Here is a 22,329-nt window from a genome sequence, read left to right as displayed (position 1 = left end):
CCATGACGGAGACGGTCCGGATTGATGGGTTCAGGGCAGGCGATAGCGAGTCCATTGTGGAGCTTTGGAATCGCTGCCTTCCCGAAGACCCCATCAGCCCGGGCCGTTTTCGTGACCTCATCCTGCTCGACCCGAACTTCCGCGCTGACGGCTTGCGGGTGGCCCGCCGCGACGGCGCTATCGTCGGCGCCGCCTATGCCGTGCGGCGCCAGGTGGCTCTCCTCGCTGGAGACCTTGAGCCCGACCGGGGCTGGCTCTTGTTCTTCTTCGTCGACCGGCAAGCCCGTCGTCAGGGGATCGGGCAGGAACTGCTGACGAGCGCGCTGACCTGGCTCGGCCGTGCTGAAGTCGAGTTCTCGCCGTACACGCCAAATTACGTGCTGCCCGGATTGGACCGTGCCGCCTATCCGGTGGCAGCGAAACTCCTTGACCGCCAAGGGTTCCAGACGCGCTATCAGGCCATCGCGATGGAAAAAGACCTTAGTGGGTACGCCATGCCGAAGCTCAAGCCCCTAGAAGGCTGGCGCATCGGCACGCCGAGCACAGATGACCTGCCCGAGCTGATAGCGCTGGCAGGCGAGCACTTTAACCCCGACTGGGCCCGCGCGATACGCGAGGCGTTGTGGCGCGGGCTGCCGCTCGACCGGATCGTCATCGCGTGTGCCCCGTCAGGTGAGCTGGCCGGCTGGGCGATGCACGGAACGTATGCCGGTCAGCCAGGACGGTTTGGGCCGTTCGGGGTGCACTCAGATCGGCGTGGCAACGGGCTCGGCGCGATCCTGCTGCACCAAACGCTGCGGCGCATGTGGGCTGACGGCCACCGCATGGCGTGGTTCCTGTGGACGACGGAAGACTCGGCGGCCGCCCGGTTATACACGGCCGCCGGGTTCAGGATCACCCGCCGATTCGACGTCATGCGCTGTAGGTTCGGCGTATGACGCAGTTGGCGGGGTGCTGGATCGGGCACTGGACGGGCGAAGGCACCGGCGTGACAGTGGTGATTCCGCCGACGGGCACTGTGGCTTCGGGTGAAGTGCGCGGCGGGGCACCGGCGACGCGCGAGTTCGCCTTGCTCGATCCGTCCAAGATGGTCAGTCAAGTCGACGCTGTGGTGCTCAGTGGCGGGTCAGCGTTCGGCCTTGCTGCGGGCGACGGCGTGATGAAACTGCTGCATGAGCGGGAGCGCGGCTTTCAGACCCTAGCGGGCACGGTGCCGATCGTCGTCGGGATGTCGCTCTTCGACGGTCAGCTGGGGGACGCGGCTCCCGGAGCGGAGCAGGGACGGCTGGCAGCCCTGGCCGCGCTCAATGACGATCCGCTTGTGGTCGGCAAACACGGCGCGGGCACGGGAGCTACGAGTGGAAAGTGGCGCATGCAGTTCGCGCCAGGCGGTTTCGGCTGGGCCGAAGTCGAGGGCGTCACCGCGATAGCGGCTGTCAATCCGTGGGGTGACGTCATCGCAACCGATGGCACACCGCTTTTCCCGAGCGATGCCGATCCAGCAGGCACCCCGAAGCCGTTTCAGAACACCACTCTCGTCGTCATCATCACCGAAGCTCAACTGTCCAAAGCCGACTGTTATCTGATCGCGCAGAGTGGCCATGACGGGTTCGCCAGAGCGCTGAACCCGGCGCACACTCGTTTTGACGGCGACGCCACGGTGGTGCTCGCCACGGGCGCCAGCGAGGCCGAGCCTGACCTCGACGCCATCCGCGCCGCCGCCACTCAGGCAGTCGCCGCGGCGATCCGTCACGCGGCGCTCAGCGGCGCAGGTAGGTAAGCACAGCACGCACACGACGGTGATCGTCAGCGTCCATCGGCAGGTCGAGCTTGGTGAAGATGCTGCTGACGTGCTTGTTGACGGCCGCTTCGGTGACGAACAGGGCACGGGCGATCGCCGCGTTGGAACGGCCCTCGGCCATCGCCTCAAGGACTTCCTTCTCCCGGGAACTCAAGCGTTCCACCGGATCACGGTGCCGGCGCAGCAGTTGCCGCACGACTTCCGGGTCGATGACCGTTCCGCCAGAAGCGATCTGGGCGACAGCTTCGGCGAACGTCTCAATGGCGCCGATGCGGTCCTTGAGCAGATAGCCCACCGCCCGGCCGTCGTTGGAGTCGAGCAGCTTCGCCGCGTAGGACTGTTCCACGTATTGGCTCAGCACGAGCACTGGCAGCTCAGGCTTGGCCGCGCGGATGGCGACGGCGGCCACCAAGCCATCGTCACCGTTGCCGGGCGGCATACGTACATCGGTGATGAGCAAGTCGGGAGAGTGGCGCTCAACAGCCGGTGCCGTATTCGCCGCTGTGTCAACGACTTCAACCACGGAGTGCCCAAAGCGGCTGACCAAGCTCACGACGCCTTCGGCCAGCAACACCGAGTCCTCGGCCAGAACTATGCGAAATGACACGGAATCTCCACATGCAACAGAGTAGGACCACCGGGCGGGCTCGAGATCCGCAGCCGTCCCGAAGCTGCCGCCACCCGGTCGGCGAGCCCGGTCAATCCGGTGCCGCGAGCCGGGTCGGCACCGCCCACACCATCGTCGCGGATCTCCAGGATGAGCAAGTCAGTGTGCACGCGGCACTTCACCGAGGCTTGCGATGCCTTGCTGTGCTTGACAATATTGGCCAATGCCTCGGTGATGACGTAATAGGCGGCACTCTCGGCGTCCGTGCGCGGGACTTTGATGTCGACCGTGACCGGCACCGGAACCGAGTCAACGGCGGACAGCACGGCCGCTTCGAGACCGTGGTCGGTCAGCACTTGCGGGTGCACGCCGCGAATCAGCGAACGCAACTCGGCTAGCGTCAGATTGATTTGGTCCTGTGCCGAAAGCAGCTGCCGCTCGACATCGGAGCCGGGCTCAGCGCCCAGGCGCGTCAGTCCAAGTTGGACACTCAGCGACACGAGGCGTTGCTGCGCCCCGTCGTGCAGGTCACGCTCGATGCGGCGCCTTTCTGTGTCAAACGCGTCGGCGAGGCGGGCCCGCGACCGGGTCACCTCTTGCAGTTGCGCGCCCAGCTCGTCATCGCGCGGCGATAGGATCGCCCGCGCCAGTGCCGCTCTGGCTCCCGCCCACGCGGTGATGGTGTAGGGCGCGGGAAGCAGAATGACGATCCCGATGATGACCCACGGCCACGTGTTCGGATCGCCCTCCAGCGGCACGCTCATGAAGTAGAACGGGAAGAACAGCGTCATGGCGAGCACGCCCAGATCGATCCACCACAGGCCCGCCAGCGCGATGAACGTGAAGCCAAACTCACGCCAGGTGGCCGGCTCGCGCAGTCGTGTTTTCAGCCAGCCCCGTAGGCCCGGCTCGGTGACTGGCTGGTGCGGGTCGGGCGCCGGATCGAGGTCGACCAGGCGCAACCGCCAGCGCTCGAACCGCGCGTAGACGATGCCCGCCAACGCCACCATCATGATGACGATCACACCGATGAGCACCATCAGCAGGAGCACACCGGCCGCGGCCATCAAGATGAGGATCGTGCCCGCGATGACCCCAAGCGCGACACCGGAAAGCAAGTACACCAGCGACCGCCAGGGCCAGGCCGAAGTGAGGAACCTCAGCGGGCTCTGGGCGATGGCCTGCCAGGCTGTCCGCGCGTGCACCCTACGACCCTAACCCGCTGTTGATCGAGCCAACGGTAGTGCTGGCACTACCTATTTGATCCCACCTACGCCAATGCGGTCAGGCCCCGTCAGCCGGTGAACTAGCGGCATGCTGATCGAGCTCTGGAACGCCAGAAAAATCTATGGCCGCGAAGGCAACACCGTCATCGCTCTCGACGACGTGACCACGAGTTTCGCCGAGGCGACGTTCACGGCCATCATGGGCCCTTCGGGCTCAGGCAAATCGACACTCCTGCAATGCGCCGCCGGCCTCGATGACCTATCCGATGGAAAAATCATCATCGGGGGTACGCAGCTGAGCGCCCTCAGCGAACGAGAGCGGACCTTGCTTCGCCGCGACCGCCTCGGTTTCGTCTTCCAGTCCTTCAATCTGGTCGCCTCGCTGACCGCCGCTCAGAACACGGAATTGCCGCTGCGACTGGCTGGCAAACGGCCGTCGCCGCAGGCGGTGCGCCAGGCGCTGGCCCAGGTCGGCCTGGCGGAACGGGCACATCACCGGCCCAGTGAGCTGTCCGGCGGTCAGCAGCAACGGGTCGCCATCGCGCGGGCCCTCATCACACGGCCGCAGGTGTTGTTCGCCGACGAGCCCACGGGCGCTCTGGACACTGCGACGTCGCGTGATGTCCTGCGCCTGCTGCGCGCCCTCGTCGACGACCACGGGCAGACGATCGTCATGGTGACCCACGATCCCGTGGTCGCGGCACAGGCGGACCGGCTGGTGTTCCTCAAGGACGGCCGCATCTATGACGAGACCGGCGCCGCGTCGCCGGAGCAGATCGCCGCGCGCATGACCCGGCTGGAGGCCTGAGATGCTTGCCCTGTCTAGTGTCCGGGGACGCCTGGCGAGCTTCGCGGGCACGTTCGCCGCTGTGCTGGTGGGAGCGGCGCTGCTCGCCACGACCTTGCTCGTCTACGCGTCGGCCACTCCTCAAGTGCCGGAGCGGCTATCCAAAGCGGACCTCATCGTGCACGGGCCGCTTGTCGAGAGCCGGGACTGGCGCTATGTGAAGCCGTGGGACGCCGCGTCTGCTTCCACGCTCGCGCAACGGTTGCGTGAGGTGCCGGGGGTGCGGTTCGCGACCGAGGACCGGGAGTTCTACGCCCAGGCCCGCAAAGACGGTCCGTCGCAGGGGTATAACTGGTCCAGTTTGAGGCTCAGTGAGTACACCCTGATGGAAGGAAGCGTGCCCCAAACGGCGCAGGATGTCGCGGTCAGTAGCGCGCTGGGGCTCAAACCTGGTGCGGTGGTTGAGGTTTTGTTCGCCCATGGCCCGCGGCAGATGACGGTGACGGGAGTCGTGTCCGCTCCCGGAATCTATGTGACCGATGAACTCGCGGCGGCGCTGTCACCGGGAGTCAAAGCGATCGGCCTGATCACGAGTGGAGCTGATCTGTCCAACGTGGACCTCGTTGGCGGTGTGGCAGCGGCGGGCATCGATCGTGCGGTGATGGAACCACAGGACGACACCTCGACGCGATGGCTTGGAGTGCAACTGCTTTCGGCCATGGCTTTGCTCGGGTCGTTTGTCACGGTGTTCATCGTCGCCTCGACGTTCGCGCTGAGCGCGGCCCAGCGGCGCCGTGAACTGGGACTGTTGCGGCTAGCGGGGGCGACGCCGTGGCAGGTGCGCAGACTCATCCTCGGTGAGGCTGGGATCGTTGGCCTGGTGGCGTCCTTGACAGGCGCGGTTCTTTCCCTGGCATTAGCGCCAGGTTTCGGCAGGCTGCTCGTGGACTGGGGACTGGAACCCGCTGGATTTGAAGTGGCGCTTCAGCTCTGGCCGCTGGCCGCCGCGGTCATGGTGGGCACGTCTGTCGCGGTCATCGGTGCGTGGCCGTCGAGCCGCCGTGCCGCCACGGCGCTGCCGCTGGAAGCGTTGCAAGAAGCCATCATCGAGAAGCGGGCGATGTCCTGGGGACGCTGGATACTCGGCGGGCTAGCTCTGGCAACGGGTGCCGGACTGGCTGTGGCGAGTGGATCGGCTGAGGCGGAAGACCGGGTGAACTTTGCCCTCCTGACCGCGATGGCGCTCATCGTCGCTGCCGCGATGCTGGCACCTATCGTCATCAAACCGCTGGTGCGACTCGTAACCGCGCCCGCGAAACGGGCTAGCGGAGCATCGGCGATGCTGGTCCGTGCCGAGATGCTCAACGCCACCAGGCGGTCCGCCTCGGCGGCGGCTCCGGTCATCGCGACGGTCGGCTTCGCCGTGCTGCTCACCGGCATGGTCTCCACGATGTCGGAGGCCTACCCGGCGGGCAAGCGAGCCGAACTCGCGGGCATCAGCATCGTCGTGCCCGACGGGACCCCAGGCATCACCGAGCAAGTGGTTCAGGCGGCAGGAGGCCAGTCCCGGTTGCCCACCAGGGTTTTCGCCAACGGCACCTCCTATGAGGCGGCTGGCACGGCTGACCCGCTGACCGGGCCCGAGCTGGACGTGACGTTCGCTGACGGGACGACCCACCGTGTGCGGGTGCAGTTCGCGGACACTCCCGACTATGACCTCCTGCTCCCGCGGGAAGTCGTTAGGGCGCACGATCCTTCGGCCCTCAGTTCACTGATCATGGGTGCGACGGTCGCTGGACCTGGCGCGAAGGCCGTTGATGCCGCCACGTTCGCCGAGGCCGAGTATTCGGAGGACACGAGACTGCTCTGGCTGTTCACGATGGTTCTGGTCGGGCTGTCCGTGGGGTACACGGGCATCTCCATCATCAACACGATGGCCATGGCCGGTGCGGGACGCCGGGTGGACCTGCGTGTGCTGCGCCAAGCCGGAGCCACCGTGCGCCAGGTGCTCGGCATGCACGCGGCTGAAACGGCGATCACCGTCGGGATAGGAGCGATGCTCGGGCTCGCCGTGACCGTCCCCGCGCTGGCGGGCATGTCGTCGGGTCTCGCCAGTGAAATGGGCGTACCGGTGGACTTGCGCCTGCACTGGGCCACCCTCGTCGGCGTGTGCGGTGCCTGCCTCGCACTGGGCGTGGCGGCGAGCGCGGCTAGCGTCTGGCGCACGGTATCCTTTGGGCGCCGTCAGCGCTGACGCATCGATCGTTGTGGAGGCAGACATGACGGCAACTCAGCTCATGGTGGCGTTCGAAGGCGACGGCGCGGGCAGCGGTGAGCTGTCCTGGGGCCAGCTGGAGAACTGGTCAGCCATCGTCAGATTGCGGTCATGGCTGCCTCTCGGCGGCATCAAACCACTGCCGCCCGGCACCACCGTCGACGAGATCGCGGGCGAGCTGCGCTATCTGATGAGCCGCTATCAGCCGATGCGCACGAGACTCCACTTCGGACCCGACGGTCAGCCGGTACAAGTGGTGCACGCGTCCGGCTCGATTCCACTAGAGATCATCGAGGACGAGTCAGCCGAAGACGCTTGTGAGCGATACCGCTCTTCATCGCTCGATTTCACCAATGAATGGCCGCTTCGCATGGCGGTCATCCGGCACGACGGCGAGCTGACGCACATGGTCGTGCTCGCCAGCCACTTCGTGACCGATGCCGCCGGGGCGGTCGTCATGATGCGGGAGGTGGCCGCGATGGAGTCCGCTCCGGTCGCCGGGATGCAGCCGCTGGAGCAGGCACGGTGGCAACGGTCCGCCGCGGGGCAGCGGCAGCACGCGGCGGCGGCCCGGCATTGGGAAAGCATCCTGCGCTCCATTCCCTTGCGGCGGTTCGCCACATCTGCCGTCAAGCCACATCCCCGTTATCGTCGCGGACAGCTCGACTCGCCGTCATTGGCCGGGTCTGTGCAGCGGCTGGCCTCCGGTGTGGACTCATCAGCGGTTTTGCTGACGCTGTTTTCCCTTGCCCTGCATGAGGTCTGCGGCGCCGATCCGGTGGTAGTGCGGCCGCTGGTGGGCAACCGGTTCCGCCCTGGGCTCGCGGGTGTCGTGTGCACCGCGGCTCAAGCCGGGCTTTGTGTGCTGGACGTCGCTGGCCTGCCATGGTCTGACGCACTGGCGGTTGTCAGTAAGGCGAGCATGACCGCGTACAAGCATGCGTATTTCGATCCTGCGGCCATGGCCCTGTTACACGAAGAGGTCTCGCGGGCGCGTGGTGAGACGGTCGACATCGCCTGCTTCTTCAACGACCGCCGCACGGGTGTGGCCTCGGCCTCCACCGGTCCCAGCCGTTTCGAATGGGTCCTGGAGCGCGACAGCCCACCACTGGAACAGCTCATCGTCGATGTGGAAGACCTGCCCCACGGGCTGCGGCTCACGATCCACATGGACGCTCACGCGGTCAGTCCCGCTGATGGCGAGCGCCTTTTGCGCACGATGGAGCGGCTTGCGGCAGACTACGCCAATGACTGAACTGCTGACCCTCAACGCGCTGTTCAAGGGCGACGTGCACCGGCGGCTGCGGTTGCTCAGCGGGCTGCTGGCACAGTCTAACTACGACATCGTTTGCCTGCAGGAAGTCATGTACCGCAGCAACTTGCGGTTCTTTGACTACCCGCACGTGTTCGCCTCCGGTGCGTGTTGCTCAAAGGTGGCCTTGTCGTCCTGTCCCGCCTTCCGTTGCGGGAGCGCCGGTTTCATCAGTTCGCGGTCCGCCCGCCGCGCCGCCCGGAATGGCTGATGCGCAAGGGTTTCCAGGTCTGCACGTGCGACAGGCTCACCGTCGTCAACACTCACCTGTCAGCCAACCGTGACGACGACTGGTCTTCAGGTAACCGTTACACGGCGGTAGCTCAAGCCGAGCTGGCCGAGATCTCGGCGGTCTTAGCGACGATAGACGGTCCCGTGGTGGTCACGGGAGACTTCAACCTGCCCCGGCAGTCATGCGCGCTGAGCCAATTCATCACCTCCAACGGCTTAACGGACGCGATGGCGGGCGATCCCCGGCCGACCTACCGCCCGTCGCTGTGGCCCGACGCTCCCGCGCTCGACCACGTCTTGTTCCGTGGCCTGACCGCAACGGCAGATCTGGTGTTTCAGGACATCGAACTGTCCGATCACTACGGTGTGGCGGCGCGGCTGGAGACACCCTGAGGCGCCTCCAGCCTTTGCGCTAGACCTCAAGCCACAGCGCCGGAGCAGCCGCTGGCGTCCAGTCAGGCTGGGACGTATGGGCTTGGCGGCACTGATAGTCGCGGCCGCCATAGCTGACTCGCTGTCCCACGGCATAGCTGACTCCGCGCGCCCACGAGGGGTACGCACCCGTTGCCGTCGGGGTCGGCGTGGGTGTCGTGCATGGCCCGAAGACCTCGAACTCCCACAACGAGAAGCCGTAGACCGTGGCGCGGTTGATCCCGTTCATGCGGACATACCGAGCCGTGGCCGAGACGGCGACGTCATCTATTCCACCGTCCCCGGAACTCGTGGAATACCTTGTGGTCCACGCACTCCGGTGTTGACGCCCGATCCGGCGGGGCCGGTGAAATCATCGGACCATACGTGTGTCCAGCCTGGAAGGACTGGCACGGCGGCTGTTGCCGTGGTGCTGAAAGCGGCGAAAGTGACCGCGAGCAGCAGGGCGGACGCCACCGCGACCGCGGTTCGCCATCGAAGTGCGGACATAACTCCTCAATTCGTCGGACCTATTCGCGAGAGCGCTCTCTGGCCGAATCCGTAAACAGTCCTTTTCAAATATTTCAATAGTCCATTTCCCCAGTTTAATGATCAGAGAGCGCTCTCCAAAGTGGACCTTGCGATACTGGTGAGCGTGCGCATCACTTATGCCGTGTCCGCCGCTGCCGCCCTGCTGGCGATGCTGATCTCCATGCCGTCGTGGCGGCCTCACCTAGCCTGGCTCGTGTATCTGCTTGGCGCCCTTGCCTTCGCTGCCGCGGTGCTCAGGCCGCGCCTCGTTCCCGGCCGCTGGCCGCCAATCATCACGGGAATCGGCTCCCTAGCCGGTGTCGCGGCCGGATCGCTGATCGCACACACCGATGTCGCTGGCATGTACATCGTGCGCCAGCAACTCGGCTACCCCTTCCCCTGGATCGCCAGACACGCTGTATACGACCACGTCACGCCGTCGCTTCCACCGTCGAGCTTCGACACCGACGCGCACTGGGGCTCGCCAAGCGTCGTCCACCTAGGCCTGAACGTGCTCTACTTCGCTTGCGCCGTCATGGCTTTCATCGTGCTGATCCGCGTCGTCATCCAGACCGCGGACAAGGCCATCGCGCCGCCCACCACCGCTAAGCCGACCTCGCCAGCGTCCGGGGGATAGCCGTGGGGAAAAACCGCTAACGCCAGCACTCCACTCACGACCGCCGGCCACTTGCGGTGCGGGATCGCCGTCGCCAGCAGAATCAAACCCCATAGTGGGTACCAGGTGCGCAGAGCCGGCCCGAGAACAGCAAGCGCGAGCAGGGTCAGCCCCAGCGCCTCGACCGGCCGGTCCCACCGCATTTTGCGCCAAACCACGATCGCGATACCTCCCGCCGCGGCGAGACACATCCATCGCCACCACCTCACGTCGCCGGTGAGGCGCCCCAATAGTCCGCTCAGGGACCAATTGCTCGGCGAGATCGGTGTGTCCAATGCCGACACCCAGCCAAACCCGACTCCCGTCACCACCGTCACCACTGCCGCTGTAACCACCATCGTCGCCGCCACGATCGCCACAGCGGCCACCATCTCAGGCACCCGCCACACTCCGCGCCACCACACGGCTTCCTGCTGCCGCTCGGCTTTCCGCAGCGGCACTGCTTTCCGTTGCGGCGCGGCTTCCCGCCGCGACACGGCCTCTGAACGCGGCACGGCTTCTCGCTGCCGCTCGGCTTTCCGCAGCGGCATTGCGCTCCGTTGCGGCGCGGATTCTGGGTGCGGCCCGGTTTCCCTAAGCGGCTCGGCTTCTGCGTGGGGCAGGTTGTCCTGTTGCCGGCTGAGTGGCAGCGCGATTGCCTTGCTCTGCTTACAAAGACGCGGCCTGACTGCGTCAGTGCGCCTATGTAAGCAGAGCAAAGGCGCGTGGCGATGAGTGCTCGCACGGCTCTTCGCCGCTGGGTTGAGGTAGACGATGGCGAGGAGGCCGAGGAAGGCTGGTGCCTTGACCAGGCCGGCGAGAGTGACGAGAACGGTTGCCAGGATGGGACGGTTGAGGGCGGCGAGGGTCAGGCCAGCGGTCAGCAAGGCGGCCATCAGGGCGTCATTGTGTGCTCCGGCGACGAAATGCAGGAGCACAAGTGGATTGAGAGCGCCCAGCCAGACGGCCAGCCCTGGATCGGTGCCGCTCGACTGAGCGAGCTGGGGGAGACAGGACGTTAACAGGGCGAGGCTGAGCAAGGCGACGGTTCGCATGGCGAAGACGCCGGCGACGGTGTCGGCTCCGGTCACCTGGGACACTGCCGTGGCGAGCCAGACGAACATGGGACCGTAGGGCGCGGGAGTGTGCTGCCACAGGGCCGGGATCGGCACCGCCAACGGTCCGCCAAGGGTCGCTGGGCCGACGGTGTAAACGTCGAGCCCGGCTATCGCGATGGCGCCCTGGGCTAGATAGCTGTAGACGTCACGGCTGAACAGCGGCGGGCCGAGTGCCAGCGGCACGCTCCACGTGACGAGCGTCCAGACCAGAGCCCGGGTTCCTTGGGCGGCAACTGAACGCAGCCGCCACCACGATGCGCTCAGCAATACGAGCCCGAAGTAGCCACACAACGGGCTAGCGAGACCACCGACCGCGAGCGCGATGGATCCGGCCAGCCCGAGCCAGCGCCACCGTAAGTGTTCAGCCAAGAGACTCGTGCACCGCGAGGAAACCGGCCGCGGCGGCGTCCCAGCTGAACTGCTCGGCTCGCGCCCTGGCAGCCGGCCGGCGGGACTGCTCCGGCCTGGCGAGCAGTTGCATGACTCCGGCGGACATGTCGTCGCCGTGCACGGCCACCCCGGCATCACCGACGACATCGGGCAACGCGCTGGAGGCGCTGACGACGGTAGGCGTACCCCCGGAAAGGGCTTCAAGGGCGGCGAGGCCGAAAGTTTCAATCGGGCCTGGAGCGACGACAACGTCAGCCGTGGCCAGCAGGCGAGCGAGGTGTTCGCGGTCGGATACCCAGCCCGCGAAACTGACCGGCAGGTGCGCCGCCTTGCGTTCCAAAGTGGACCGCAAAGGACCGTCTCCGGCGATCACCATCGTGGCCTTAACGCCTTGGGCGAGAAGCGATTCGAGCGTGATGAGGGCACGCTGTGGCCGTTTCTCGGGCGAGAGCCGGGTGCAGCACACCAGCAGGACCTCGTCTGGCTTGGCATAGCTCGACCTCAGCACACTGTCGGCTTTGGACGGATGGAAGAACTCGAGATCGACGCCTAGCGGAACGCGGCTGACGTTAGTCGCTCCCGCGAACGCGAACTCCCTTGCCGCCCAGGCGGTCGTGCACAAGATGCGGTCATAGCCGCGCGCGGTGCGGCGGTTGAGCTGACGGGACAGCCATCCGCGCCCGGGGATGCGGGCCACCCTGAGCAGACCGTCCAGGCTTTCGTGCGAGACCATCACCGACTTGACGCCGTTGGCCCTGGCCCACTTTCCGGTCCAGCGCAACGTGGAGCGGTCGGACACTTCGATGCTGTCCGGCTTGAGTTCGCGCAGCAGGCTCTTCACTTCGGCTTGGCGCAGCAGGATCCGGTACCCATGCATGCCTGGAACCTTAGGCCCGGGAAGGGTGATGACACGGCCCTGTTCGGTGAGCAGATCGCTATAACCCGGTCCCGGCATGACTAGCACGGGCTGATGACCGGCTTCGGCGTAGCGCTTGCCGAGCTCGCGCAGCCCCGTGCGCAATCCGCCCGACGACGGCGTGATGAAGTTCGCCAGCCGCACGATCCTCATGCCGCCGCCAGCACGCGAGGTCTGGTGGTCGCGATCGCCTCCGTATAGTGCCCGACCAGTTCCTCGCCCAAGGCACTCCACGTCCGGCCTGCCACCGCGCGGCGAGCTTGACGGCCCATGTCCTTGCGCCGCAATGGGTTTCCCGCGAGACCTGCTGCCGCGGCAGCGATGGCCTGTTCGTCATGCGGTGGCACAAGGAGCCCCGTCTGTCCGTCCGCCACCAGATCCACCGGCCCACCCGCGGCCGGGGCGATCACGGGCAGCCCACTGGACATCGCTTCTTGCACTGTCTGACAGAACGTTTCGTAAGGTCCGGTATGGACGAACAGGTCGAGGCTGGCGTAGGCACGCGCTAGCTCTGCGCCATGCTTGGGCCCGAGGAACTGTGCGTCAGGGAGCTGTCGCTGCAACGGTTTACGCATCGGGCCATCGCCGATGATGACGACTTTAACGCCGGGCAGGCGGCTGGCACCGGCGAGCAGGTGCACTTCCTTTTCGCGGGCGAGGCGTCCGACGTACCCCACGATGGTTTCTTTGTTGGGGGCCAGCATGTGCCGCAGCGCTTTGTCGCGCCGCGAGGGGTGAAAGAGTTCGGTGTCCACGCCTCTGCCCCAGAGCCCCACTCGCGGGACGCCGTGTTCAGAAAGCTGTGCGGCAGTGGCGGTTGAGGGCGCGAGGGTCATCGTCGCGCGCTGGTGCAGCCGCTGAATGACACGCCACGAAAGCGTTTCGGTCAGGCCGATGCGGTAGGCGCGCGCATAGCCAGGCACGTCAGTCTGATAGATCGCCACGATCGGGATGCCGAGTTCTTCAGCCGCCCGGGCACCCCAAGACCCAAGAACAAAAGGACTTGCCAGGTGTACTACATCGGGCTCGAACTCGGCCAGAATGCGGCCAAGCTTCTTGGTCGGCAGGGCGAGCCGCACCGTGGCGTATCCGGGCATCGGCACCGATGTCAGCCGGATCACGGGAAATGGCTCGGGACCCTCTACTTTGGACGATGGCCGTGGCGCGATGATCAAGATTTCATGGCCCTGCGCCGCAAGATGACTGGCGACCCTGGCAACGGAGTTCGCTACGCCATTGATCTCAGGCAGGTAGGACTCTGTGATGATCACGACCCGCATGGGGAAACCGTATGAAGATCACAAATCGATGGCGTGCCCGTCACACGTCCTGTGGAAGACGCCCCGATTAATCGTCAGTGAATCCGGCGGCCGATCAGGTAGGGTTGCCGCCATGACCGCGTTGCGACGACGACAGACAGCTGCTTTCTAGTTCCTGCTGTCCTTCTCGTAGAGCGGTTTTTCGTATGTCCACGGTGGAGTCTCTTCTTTCCGCACACCTTTCTGCGGCCTTTTCCACGCTTACTGGCGTGATGTCCGATCCGCAGGTGCACCGGTCGGCGCGCGCTGACTTCCAGTCCAACGCGGCCCTCGCCTTGGCGCCTGCCCTCGGCCTATCCTCGCGTGAGGTCGCCACCGCGGTCGTCACCGCGGCAGATCTCGGTGACGTGGCCACGGCCTCGGTTTCCGGGCCGGGGTTCATCAATCTCACGCTGCTCCCGCCCGCGCTGAATCGGTTGCTGGGAGCGATGGCTGCCGATCCCAGGCTGGGCGTGCCGTTGGTGTCAGCTCCGGAGACGGTCGTCATCGACTACTCGGGGCCTAACGTGGCCAAGGAAATGCACGTTGGCCACCTGCGGTCCACGATCATTGGCGACTGTCTGCTGCGGGTGCTGCGGTTCACCGGCCACAACGTCATTCCCGTGTCGCACATCGGCGATTGGGGCACACCGTTTGGGATGCTGCTGGAGCGGCTGGTCGAGATCGGTGAAGACTCCGGTTCGCTGTCGATTGGGGATCTTGACGCTTTCTATAAGGCCGCCAGACACCGGTTCGATACTGACCCTGATTTCGCTGACCGGTCCCGGCAACGGGTCGTCCTGCTCCAGGGCGGTGATCCGGAGACGTTACGGCTGTGGAAGCTTCTGACATCAGAGTCCGCGCGGTACTTCATGGCGGTCAACTCGCGGCTTTCCGTGCTGTTGACACCTTCCGACTTCGTGGGCGAGAGCTTCTACAACGATCAGCTGGCGTCAATCGTGTCCGAATTGGACAGCAAGGGCCTGCTCCGGCAGTCTTCTGGCGCTCAGTGCGTCTTCCCGCCTGGCTTCACCGGCCGTTATGGAGAGCCGTTCCCGCTCATCGTGCGCAAGTCCGACGGCGGATTCGGTTACGCCGCAACGGATCTCGCGGCGATCCGGCACCGTGCGCTCGTGCTCGGCGGTCAGCGGGTGCTTTACGTTCTTGGTACACCGCAAAGCCAGCACCTGGAAATGGTGTTCGCCGTCGCCCGGCAGATGGGCTGGCTCGACGGCGTCGCCGTCAAGCACGTGGGCTTCGGGTCCATCCTCGGCGAGGACGGCAAAATGCTGAAGTCGCGGCGGGGCAAGTCAGTCAAACTCATCGACCTGCTGGACGAGGCGGTCGCGCGGGCAGGCGAGGTGAACCCCAGCACAGCTACAGCGGTGGGCATTGGCGCGGTGAAATACGCCGACCTGTCCTCGGCGATGGTCAAGGACTACGTCTTCGACCTCGAACGGATGCTGTCCTTGCACGGCAACACGTCGGTGTACCTGCAATACACCCACGCCAGAGCCCTGAGGGTCATTCATCGGGCAGGCACTTCGCCTCGGAGCAGCGATCTGGCCATCGCTGATGGCCAGCCGGGTATCGGGTCCCCTGATGCGATCGCTGGCGGCTTGCGGATTGAGACACCGCAGGAGCGGGCGCTTGCGTTGGCGCTCTTGGCTTTCCCTGGTGCGGTCCAGGCTGTCGCCGCCGAACTGGAGCCGCATAGGCTCGCCGGCTTGCTTCGTGACGTCGCGGTGGCCTTCACGCGGTTCTACGAGGACTGCCCAGTGCTGAACGCGGAACCGGGAATCCGGGAGAGCAGGCTCGTGCTCTGTGACCTGACGGCGCGGGTGCTCGCTCAGGGCCTCTACCTGTTAGGGATCGAGGCCCCGGAGCGGATGTGACGCCTAGATCGGGATGTTCGGGTGGTGATTGCCAGCTTGCTGGATCTTCTGGCTTCCTTGTGTGTCGGCGTTGGTCACGTTCTTGGACGCGTTCTGAATGTTCGTGCCCATGTTCTCCAGCGCCGTGCCAACGGACCGCCAGATCTTCAGCATGACCGGGGCCATTTCGTTGTAGTTCTTTTCCAGCCCTTTGCCGATGTCGTCCTTGCCCCACGGGCTCGTGGTGCCCAGGCTTTCGAGCTTGGCGCCCGTGCCGTCGCGTGACGCGGTGACATCTTTGCCCGCTAGGCCAAGGCGGCGGCCCGCCTCGATGGCGTCGTCGGGGTAGATGTGCTTGCCGTCACCGGGCGGAAAGCTGATGCTGCGAATGACGCGTTCCATGATCAGGCCTCCGGACGGTAGTTCATGACGTCATCGTGGCGGTCCATGACCGAACCCAGGTCTCCAGACTTGAGGAACTTCATCGCACTCGAGTCTTCGGGCATGAATTCGGACATCATTTCGGTAACACCTTTATTGGCGGCCGCGGTGGCTTTAGCCACAACCTTCGTGATTTCCTCGCCTAGCGCTTGCGCGCTGTATTCGCGGAATGACGATGTGTGAAGCTCCACATTGACCAATTGGCCACGCGCGTTAACGGTGACTTTCACGAGGCCGTTCGACGACTTCTCGGTCACCTGGAACGACGTGAGTCTCGCCTGCAGGCCGGCCATGCCGCTGCGCAGGCGGCTGTATTGGTCGTACACGTTGGCAAAACGATCTTTGAGCTCCCAGTTCGCCTCGCGGTCGGAGCTTCGAGCCACGTCATCCTCCCCATGCCAGTTTCTGATGCCCGACTCTAGCGGCTCTGCCCGGAGTGCGCAGGGGCAGCCTTAATTTGACTTTAGCGCTAGTGTGCTTCTGTCGAGTCTTGCTCTTGGCGTGTGTGGGGCCACTCTGGGGAGGGTGCATCGGATGTCTTTGCTGCCATCACCTATTCCGCACCCGTTGTCCTTTATGGACGCACCGGGTTGGGTCAAGGAGCTTCTTGAATGGGTCATCGGGATGGAATGGCCCGAGGGCAACGAGGAAGCGACCTGGGACCTGGCGGATCTTTGGTACAAAGCGGGCGAGGAGTTAGCGGATCCGCTGGTTGACGCGGAGCGCGCCGCTCTCGATACGGTGCTCGCGTTCGGCGGAAACGGTGGCCCACTAGGCGCCGCCATTGAAGAGGCGTGGAGAGCCATTGGCTCCGGCAACGAAGATGCCGCTCTCGAAGCCTCTCAATTCCTGGCCAACGCCATCGGTGAGATGGTCGAAATGGGTGGCTGCGACATTCAGGCAGCCAAGATCGAGTTCTATGTTGAGCTGGGTCTTCTCATTATTGAGCTCATCGGCTTGGCGGTCGCGGCCTTCTTCACCTTCGGTGCCGCTGGCGCCGCTGCCGGCCCGGTCTGCATGGCGACGCGTTTCGCGATCCAGCAGGTCATCAAGCGGCTCATCAAGAAGCTGCTCGAGCGCGGCATCAAGCACGCGATCAAGGACAAGATCAAGGACCTCGGCAAAGACTTCGCCAAGAAGGCCGGCAAGTGGGCGCTCAAGGCGGCTAAGGAAGGTCTCGACGAGGCGATCGAAGAGGTCGCCCTGCAGGGTGCGATCCAGGCCTACCAGATCCACGATGGCCGTCGAGATGGCTTTGACCTCGAAGCTCTTCGCGACGCTGGTCTAGCGGGCGCGGCCGGTGGCGCCGCGAGCACCCTGGCCGGCGGTCACCGCGGCAGCTTCGGCAGCAAGACCTTGCACGGCGTGCGCGGTGAGATCCTCGGCGAACTCGGTGGAGGCCTGGCCATGGGCCAGCTGCCGAGCCTGGAAAGCCTTGGTATGGCGGCGACTTCGGGTGCCCGCTCGACCGCGACCAGCTCCATCACCAGTGACTTCAACAACATGACGTCGAACATCATGTCCAATGTGGCCGGTGTGAACGTCGACGGTGGCAGCTTCACCAACACTCCCACCTCCACGAGTGGATCAGAGACCGGCGGAAACACCGGCGGAAATACCGGAGGGAACACCGGCGGAAACAACGGCAGTTCCAACACCGGCTCGGGCAACAACGGCAACGGCTCGAACACGTCCACCGGACCAGGCCTCAGCCTCGCCGGTGTCGCGGCCCCTGAAGCCCCAACGGTGTCCACCACCGGCGGTCAGCAGACGAGCGCCAGCCCCGTTACGGGCACGCAGACCACGGCTGCCGCACCGCCGCCAGCGTTCACTCAGCAGCCCGCGGGTGGCCAAAGCGGCCAGCTCGCTGGAGCCGCGCCCGCCACTGCGGCTGCCACAGGCGGACCGTCGGCCAGCACGAGCACGAGCACCAGCTCGCCGTCCTCGTCGACATCTACCTCTACAACCTCGTCGTCTTCTTCGACTTCGTCGTCCTCAACGTCTTCCTCGTCGTCGAGCAACACGTCGAACACCGGCCGCACCGGTGGCACAACACCGACCGTGTCGGCTCAGATGGGCGGTTCGCTTACCTCGTCTTCGCCATCGACCTCTTCACCGTCGGTGTCGGCGTCCACGAGCACGAGCACCACGTCGCCGACCTCGTCCACGAGCACGACGTCAACGACGCCTTCGTCTACGACGACCTCTCCGTCGACTTCTACCAACCCGTCGACGTCAACGAACCCGAGCACTTCGACGAACCCGAGCACCTCGACGAACCCGAGCACCTCGACGAATCCGAGCACCTCGACGAACCCGAGCACCTCGACGAACCCGTCTTCGACGACGAGCACCAACACGTCGTCGACGACGAACCCTTCCTCAACGACGAGCACTTCGCCGTCGACTTCGGCGAACCCGTCGACGTCAACGAATCCGAGCACGACGTCGTCCACCAACCCGTCGACTTCCACTTCGACGAACCCGTCCACGTCGACCAATCCGTCTTCGACGACGAGCACGAACCCGAGCACCACACCGTCGACGACGCAGCAGCAGTCGCAGAACCCGCCGCCTGCAGTGGTTCCCGTGGCGGTCCGCACGTCGGACACGACGTCCACTCAGGACACCAACACTGGTACCAATACGGGGACCAACACCCAGACGACTCCGTCGACGGCAAGCCAGACCTATCACAACAGCCTGCGCAGTCAGCGCATCGCCATTCTGCGTGCGATGTTTGGCCGCCAGAGCCTGAGCGAGACGGCCTGGAACGCTCTGAACCGCAGCGAGGGCGCGGACTTCACGACCGGTGGCGTCACGACCGACGAGACTTCCGCCCTCACGGGAACGACGCAGCCACCTTCGGTCAACGCGTCCCGTCGCTACAACCAGCCGGGCGGTTACCGTCCCGTGCTGGCGCAGCACCAGCTCGACATGGAAAACGCCGTGCCGCGCGACGAAAACGGCCGCCCTGTGCGGCATCCGTCGCTGGATTCCGGCTGGCTCGGGTTCGTCAACGACGGCGGCCCCCAGGCCGACCCAAGCCGCGGTGTTAACTGCACCGATGTCGTCCTAAGCGCCGCTGACACCTGGCTGCACGGCAGGCCTCGCTGCGCCGCCGCCCGCACGTTCGACGGTTTCGCCAACGGTCACCCCGAGGTTCCGATCGGCGGGGAACCCAATGGCGCGCACCGGATGGAAGACTACTTCGGCACCGACTTCCAGCAGTTGTGCCCGGACACTTCCGACCTGTCGCCGGAGCAGGCGCAGCAAACCGTTGACAACGCCTACGACCAGTTGGTTCAACAGCTGCAGCAGGCCGGTCCCGGTTCCATGGCTGTCGTCATCCACCACTCTTCCGACGGCAACACGCACACCTGGCCGGTGTTCAACGACAACGGCACCATCATGTTCGCCGACCCACAGCAAACCCCAGGCGTAGCAACGACAACGCCGCCGTTCACCAACGGCATCGTACGCATGGATGTGATCGTGGTCGGCCCCGACGCCGAACCCGCACCCATCGACGGTCTCGAAACCGGCTACTGGTCCCAAAACTACGGCGCCGACCCTGAACTCCAGCCCGCCGGCACCGACTCCACTACGCCGTCCAATGAGGACAGCACGCCTGAGGACAGCACCACCCAGGACAGCGAAACCGACGCGCAGACCGAAGCCGAGCAGGACTCGCAGACCGATCCTGACTCCGCTACCGATCCGATGCTGGATGAGTCTGATGACTCGCTGAAGCCAGCCGAGGTCGAAATGCTCGACCGCGTGTTCGCACGAGCCGAGGCTGCCGCGCCGGGCATTCTCAGTGACCTTGAGACCGTGGCGCAGTCCGTCAACGGAGAGCTGCGCGACACGCAGTACATGATCAAGGAACGCGATTCCCTTGAGCGCAAATACGTTGACGAGTCGCGCCAGAACGGGCCAGCCGACTTCGAAGCCACCGTCAACGACAGCGTGCGCTTCTCGATGGTGTTGCCTGCGGGCAGCGACTACCGTCCCGCGCTGGACGCCGCCATCGAGGCCATGCAAGCTCAGGGCTACACCCTCGACGGTCAGCCCGGTAAGGAAATCAAGGAGTTCTGGCAGGCGGGCAACCGCTATTACGGCACGAACGTAACCTTCAGGTCGCCCGCTGGTTTGCTGATCGAGGTCCAGTTCCCGACCGAGCTTTCCTACTCGCTTTGGAAGGCGACTCACGACGAGTACGAGACCCTCCGCGATACGGACGCGAGCCCAGAGGATCGTCTTCGTGCCCTGCTGAAGATGATCGAGATGAACCGCACGAGCGGTATGGTCGACAACATTCCGCCTGGCATGGGCGACCGAAACTTGAAGGACAACGGGCTCGCCAAGTGGATAAGCGATAATCCCGACGTTTGGGCCCAGCTTCAGTCAGACCTGGCCGAACAAGGCAAGACGCTTCGTGACATCGTTGCGGAATACGACGTTAGGCCAGAGGACTTCCCGGTCACTCCGAAGGTGGCAGCGGAGCTGGAGGAAACAGATGCTGTACTACTACGCGACCTTTTCGAAGGACCGGGAGGAACACCCGGAACAAGAAGCGACGGGCCTGATAGTGACGGGCCAGGGGAGACAGGACGCGATCCACTTCGACCATCGGGCCCAGGACTGGAAGTACAACCCGGACTCGATCGGCCGCTGGATGGCGGACTGGCGCAACGAAGCACGCCGCAAGCCAATCAAGAGGCTGGAAGCCGAGAAGATCGCGCTACGGATAACCAACGGGACCAATCCACTCCCGAGCGAAGAGAGGATCCTCAAGGTCTTCGCGGAAGCACGCAGACGCCGGGAACAGGAACAGACCCCGGAATAGGCCCGGATCTTACGCAGGCGCCTGGGAACAACCAGTTCGTCCACCCGAGCGTCGATCCGAACCACCCGCAGTGGAATTACCGCTCCGACTTGCAGCAGCGCCTTGATGGGCTGGAGAACCACCGGCGCCAGCAGGAGGCTAACCAGCTGGCGAACCGTGCGGCGCAGGAGTTGCAGCAGGCCCAGCAATATCAGGCCTGGGCCAACCACTACCGGAGCCTGGATCCGCACTCGCCTCAGGTGGCGCAGTGTGAGCAGCTGGCGCACACGCACCACAACCGCAGTTTGCAGCTGAACGCTCAAGCACAGGCCGCCTACAACGGAACGTATAGCCAGAACCAGTCGCAGCAACTGACCGGCCAGGCATGGTCGTTCGCCAACAGCGACTCTGGTCCGTTGATGAACGACCCGAACCCGGTCGACGGGCGCCCGTACAACCAGCGCGGCGGTCTGCGTCCACCGTTGCAGCGCCACCAGGACGACTTGTCCCGGAACATGCCGCGCAACCCCGATGGCTCGTTCGTCGTCAATCCAGACCCGCGTGTGGGCACATGGTTTGGTCTCGCGAACGATGGTGGGCCAAGCTTCGACCCGGCCCGTGGCATCAACTGTCTTGACTGCATGGTGTCGTTCTGGGAGACGTGGCGCGGCACGCCGCGAGTGTCGGCGCCCCGGACCTACGACTCCTACCAAGGCACGAACCCGCTGAACATCAACCGGGGTGAAGAGCACGGCATGCAGCGCGCCGCTCAGCTCACCGGCGGCCAGTGGCAGTCGTTGATGCCTTCGACATCGCCTCCGCAGTCACGGCCGAACATGCCTCCGGCACAGACCCAGCAGTTCGTGAATTTCGCGTACCAGGGTGTGGCGTCCCAGCTTCAGCAAATGGGACCAGGCTCGGCGATGTTCCTCGTCACCGAGTGGGAGGGTGGAAGCAGCCACGCGTGGCTCGCCATCAACCAAGGCGGAGACATCGTTTACGTTGACGCGCAGACCGGCCGGACGAGCACGACAGCGCCGCTCTATCCGCACAACGGCAGCACGGGCAACGGCAACGTCGCGGCCATGCACGCGATTCCGCTAGACAGCAACGGGAACGCGCAAAACATCCCGAACCTCGGCACCACCGTGCAGCAAATGCAGCAGTATCTGGTCAACCAGGCGCAGCAGGCCCAACAGCCGCAACAACAAGGCCAGCAGCCGCTGAACCAGACCACGCAGCAACAGCCCAACACGCAGCAACAGCCCAACACGCAGCCGCAGCCCAACACGCAGCCGCAGCCCAACACGCAGCCGCAGCCCAACACGCAGCCGCAGCCCAACACGCAGCCGCAGCCCAATACGCAGCAGGCTCAGCAGAACTCGCAGCAGCAAGCGCAAACGCAGCAAAGCCAGCAGCAGCAACCGAATACGCAGCAGGCTCAACAGCAAGCCAGCACGCAACAGACTCAGCAAGCGCAAACGCAGCAGGCGCAGACCCAGCAAAACGCGCAGCAGCAAGCAAATACGCAGCAGCAGGTTGATCCTGAGGTGACGCAGCAGGTCAGTCCGAAGGTTAGTTTGCAGAAGGCTGACCCTGAGCTGACGCAGCCGGTGCAGGTTGAGCAG

21 protein-coding genes and 1 pseudogene are annotated in these 22,329 nt (G+C 64.9%); 10 read left to right on the top strand and 12 right to left on the bottom strand.

Going from position 1 to position 22,329, the window contains the following annotated elements; genetic code table 11:
* The first annotated feature begins 2 nt into the window (after positions 1 to 2).
* Both A3E1_RS0116840 and A3E1_RS0116835 read left to right on the top strand, forming a co-directional pair.
* Entirely contained in the window at positions 3 to 938 is a 936-nt protein-coding gene (locus tag A3E1_RS0116840; protein WP_020521965.1) for a GNAT family N-acetyltransferase, read from the top strand.
* A complete protein-coding gene (locus tag A3E1_RS0116835) occupies positions 935 to 1,780 on the top strand; it encodes a P1 family peptidase (RefSeq protein WP_020521964.1) in 846 nt (281 codons plus the stop codon). The genes A3E1_RS0116840 and A3E1_RS0116835 overlap by 4 nt, the downstream gene beginning before the upstream one ends.
* On the opposite strand, the gene A3E1_RS0116830 is transcribed toward A3E1_RS0116835, so the two are convergent.
* On the bottom strand, positions 1,761 to 2,396 hold the full coding sequence (locus A3E1_RS0116830) for a LuxR C-terminal-related transcriptional regulator (RefSeq protein WP_211215947.1): 636 nt from the start codon (positions 2,394 to 2,396) through the stop codon (positions 1,761 to 1,763). The two genes, A3E1_RS0116835 and A3E1_RS0116830, sit on opposite strands and share 20 nt — an antisense overlap.
* Complete coding sequence (locus tag A3E1_RS0116825; RefSeq protein WP_020521962.1) at positions 2,393 to 3,613, bottom strand: sensor histidine kinase; 1,221 nt, start codon at positions 3,611 to 3,613, stop codon at positions 2,393 to 2,395. Before A3E1_RS0116825 ends, A3E1_RS0116830 begins: the two co-directional genes overlap by 4 nt.
* Before the next feature lie 109 nt (positions 3,614 to 3,722).
* Between A3E1_RS0116825 and A3E1_RS0116820 the strand changes: the two genes are divergently transcribed.
* Genes A3E1_RS0116820 through A3E1_RS0116800 form a run of 5 tightly spaced genes read left to right on the top strand, consistent with a single transcriptional unit; the run spans position 3,723 to position 8,632 of the window.
* Positions 3,723 to 4,442 carry an ABC transporter ATP-binding protein gene (locus A3E1_RS0116820; RefSeq protein ID WP_020521961.1) on the top strand — a complete coding sequence of 240 codons (720 nt, stop codon included), beginning with the start codon at positions 3,723 to 3,725 and terminating at the stop codon, positions 4,440 to 4,442.
* Between the two features lies 1 nt (position 4,443).
* The gene (locus A3E1_RS0116815) at positions 4,444 to 6,675 is read left to right on the top strand and encodes an ABC transporter permease (RefSeq protein ID WP_020521960.1); all 2,232 of its coding nucleotides are present in this window, start codon (positions 4,444 to 4,446) and stop codon (positions 6,673 to 6,675) included.
* A 25-nt stretch (positions 6,676 to 6,700) separates the two neighbouring features.
* Positions 6,701 to 7,951, top strand: coding sequence for a condensation domain-containing protein (locus A3E1_RS0116810; RefSeq protein WP_157631569.1), 1,251 nt, complete (start codon positions 6,701 to 6,703; stop codon positions 7,949 to 7,951).
* Entirely contained in the window at positions 7,944 to 8,219 is a 276-nt protein-coding gene (locus tag A3E1_RS0116805; RefSeq protein ID WP_020521958.1) for an endonuclease/exonuclease/phosphatase family protein, read from the top strand. The genes A3E1_RS0116810 and A3E1_RS0116805 overlap by 8 nt, the downstream gene beginning before the upstream one ends.
* The gene (locus A3E1_RS0116800; protein ID WP_169454415.1) at positions 8,117 to 8,632 is read left to right on the top strand and encodes an endonuclease/exonuclease/phosphatase family protein; all 516 of its coding nucleotides are present in this window, start codon (positions 8,117 to 8,119) and stop codon (positions 8,630 to 8,632) included. The genes A3E1_RS0116805 and A3E1_RS0116800 overlap by 103 nt, the downstream gene beginning before the upstream one ends.
* 19 nt (positions 8,633 to 8,651) lie before the next feature.
* Here A3E1_RS0116800 and A3E1_RS47945 read toward each other — a convergent pair whose 3' ends face one another.
* The 5 genes from A3E1_RS47945 to A3E1_RS0116775 all read right to left on the bottom strand — a co-directional run bounded on the left by A3E1_RS47945 (position 8,652) and on the right by A3E1_RS0116775 (position 13,540).
* Entirely contained in the window at positions 8,652 to 8,900 is a 249-nt protein-coding gene (locus tag A3E1_RS47945; protein WP_020521956.1) for a carbohydrate-binding protein, read from the bottom strand.
* Between the two features lie 38 nt (positions 8,901 to 8,938).
* Positions 8,939 to 9,160 carry a hypothetical protein gene (locus A3E1_RS0116790; RefSeq protein ID WP_020521955.1) on the bottom strand — a complete coding sequence of 74 codons (222 nt, stop codon included), beginning with the start codon at positions 9,158 to 9,160 and terminating at the stop codon, positions 8,939 to 8,941.
* A 537-nt stretch (positions 9,161 to 9,697) separates the two neighbouring features.
* Positions 9,698 to 11,323 carry a polyprenol phosphomannose-dependent alpha 1,6 mannosyltransferase MptB gene (gene mptB / locus A3E1_RS44810; RefSeq protein ID WP_020521954.1) on the bottom strand — a complete coding sequence of 542 codons (1,626 nt, stop codon included), beginning with the start codon at positions 11,321 to 11,323 and terminating at the stop codon, positions 9,698 to 9,700.
* Positions 11,316 to 12,413 (bottom strand): glycosyltransferase, encoded by a 1,098-nt coding sequence (locus tag A3E1_RS0116780; RefSeq protein WP_020521953.1) that lies wholly within the window; start codon positions 12,411 to 12,413, stop codon positions 11,316 to 11,318. Before A3E1_RS0116780 ends, mptB begins: the two co-directional genes overlap by 8 nt.
* On the bottom strand, positions 12,410 to 13,540 hold the full coding sequence (locus tag A3E1_RS0116775) for a glycosyltransferase family 4 protein (protein ID WP_020521952.1): 1,131 nt from the start codon (positions 13,538 to 13,540) through the stop codon (positions 12,410 to 12,412). The genes A3E1_RS0116780 and A3E1_RS0116775 overlap by 4 nt, the downstream gene beginning before the upstream one ends.
* A 185-nt stretch (positions 13,541 to 13,725) precedes the next feature.
* Here A3E1_RS0116775 and argS point away from each other — a divergent pair, with 185 nt between their 5' ends.
* Positions 13,726 to 15,453 carry an arginine--tRNA ligase gene (gene argS, locus A3E1_RS0116770; protein ID WP_020521951.1) on the top strand — a complete coding sequence of 576 codons (1,728 nt, stop codon included), beginning with the start codon at positions 13,726 to 13,728 and terminating at the stop codon, positions 15,451 to 15,453.
* A 3-nt stretch (positions 15,454 to 15,456) separates the two neighbouring features.
* On the opposite strand, the gene A3E1_RS0116765 is transcribed toward argS, so the two are convergent.
* Entirely contained in the window at positions 15,457 to 15,834 is a 378-nt protein-coding gene (locus A3E1_RS0116765) for a hypothetical protein (RefSeq protein WP_020521950.1), read from the bottom strand.
* A 2-nt stretch (positions 15,835 to 15,836) separates the two neighbouring features.
* The gene (locus A3E1_RS0116760; RefSeq protein WP_020521949.1) at positions 15,837 to 16,256 is read right to left on the bottom strand and encodes a YbaB/EbfC family nucleoid-associated protein; all 420 of its coding nucleotides are present in this window, start codon (positions 16,254 to 16,256) and stop codon (positions 15,837 to 15,839) included.
* A gap of 151 nt (positions 16,257 to 16,407) precedes the next feature.
* On the opposite strand from A3E1_RS0116760, the pseudogene A3E1_RS49305 reads away from it, so the two are divergent.
* A pseudogene (locus A3E1_RS49305) lies at positions 16,408 to 16,842 on the top strand (WXG100-like domain-containing protein); the annotation flags it as partial.
* 359 nt (positions 16,843 to 17,201) lie between these two features.
* Here the strand turns inward: A3E1_RS49305 and A3E1_RS0116750 are convergent.
* The 3 genes from A3E1_RS0116750 to A3E1_RS0116740 all read right to left on the bottom strand — a co-directional run bounded on the left by A3E1_RS0116750 (position 17,202) and on the right by A3E1_RS0116740 (position 18,485).
* Complete coding sequence (locus tag A3E1_RS0116750) at positions 17,202 to 17,570, bottom strand: hypothetical protein (protein ID WP_020521947.1); 369 nt, start codon at positions 17,568 to 17,570, stop codon at positions 17,202 to 17,204.
* 135 nt (positions 17,571 to 17,705) lie between these two features.
* Positions 17,706 to 17,924 (bottom strand): hypothetical protein, encoded by a 219-nt coding sequence (locus A3E1_RS0116745; protein WP_020521946.1) that lies wholly within the window; start codon positions 17,922 to 17,924, stop codon positions 17,706 to 17,708.
* An 18-nt stretch (positions 17,925 to 17,942) separates the two neighbouring features.
* Complete coding sequence (locus A3E1_RS0116740) at positions 17,943 to 18,485, bottom strand: hypothetical protein (RefSeq protein WP_157631568.1); 543 nt, start codon at positions 18,483 to 18,485, stop codon at positions 17,943 to 17,945.
* On the opposite strand from A3E1_RS0116740, the gene A3E1_RS40655 reads away from it, so the two are divergent.
* The coding region (locus A3E1_RS40655) for a toxin glutamine deamidase domain-containing protein (protein WP_040391025.1) at positions 18,463 to 22,329 on the top strand (3,867 nt) is incomplete at its 3' end. The two genes, A3E1_RS0116740 and A3E1_RS40655, sit on opposite strands and share 23 nt — an antisense overlap.

Source organism: Catelliglobosispora koreensis DSM 44566 (assembly GCF_000379685.1).
Taxonomy (GTDB): domain Bacteria; phylum Actinomycetota; class Actinomycetes; order Mycobacteriales; family Micromonosporaceae; genus Catelliglobosispora; species Catelliglobosispora koreensis.
The sequence above is the reverse complement of the archived record's forward strand: the minus strand, read 5'-3'. Positions and strand labels throughout refer to the sequence as shown.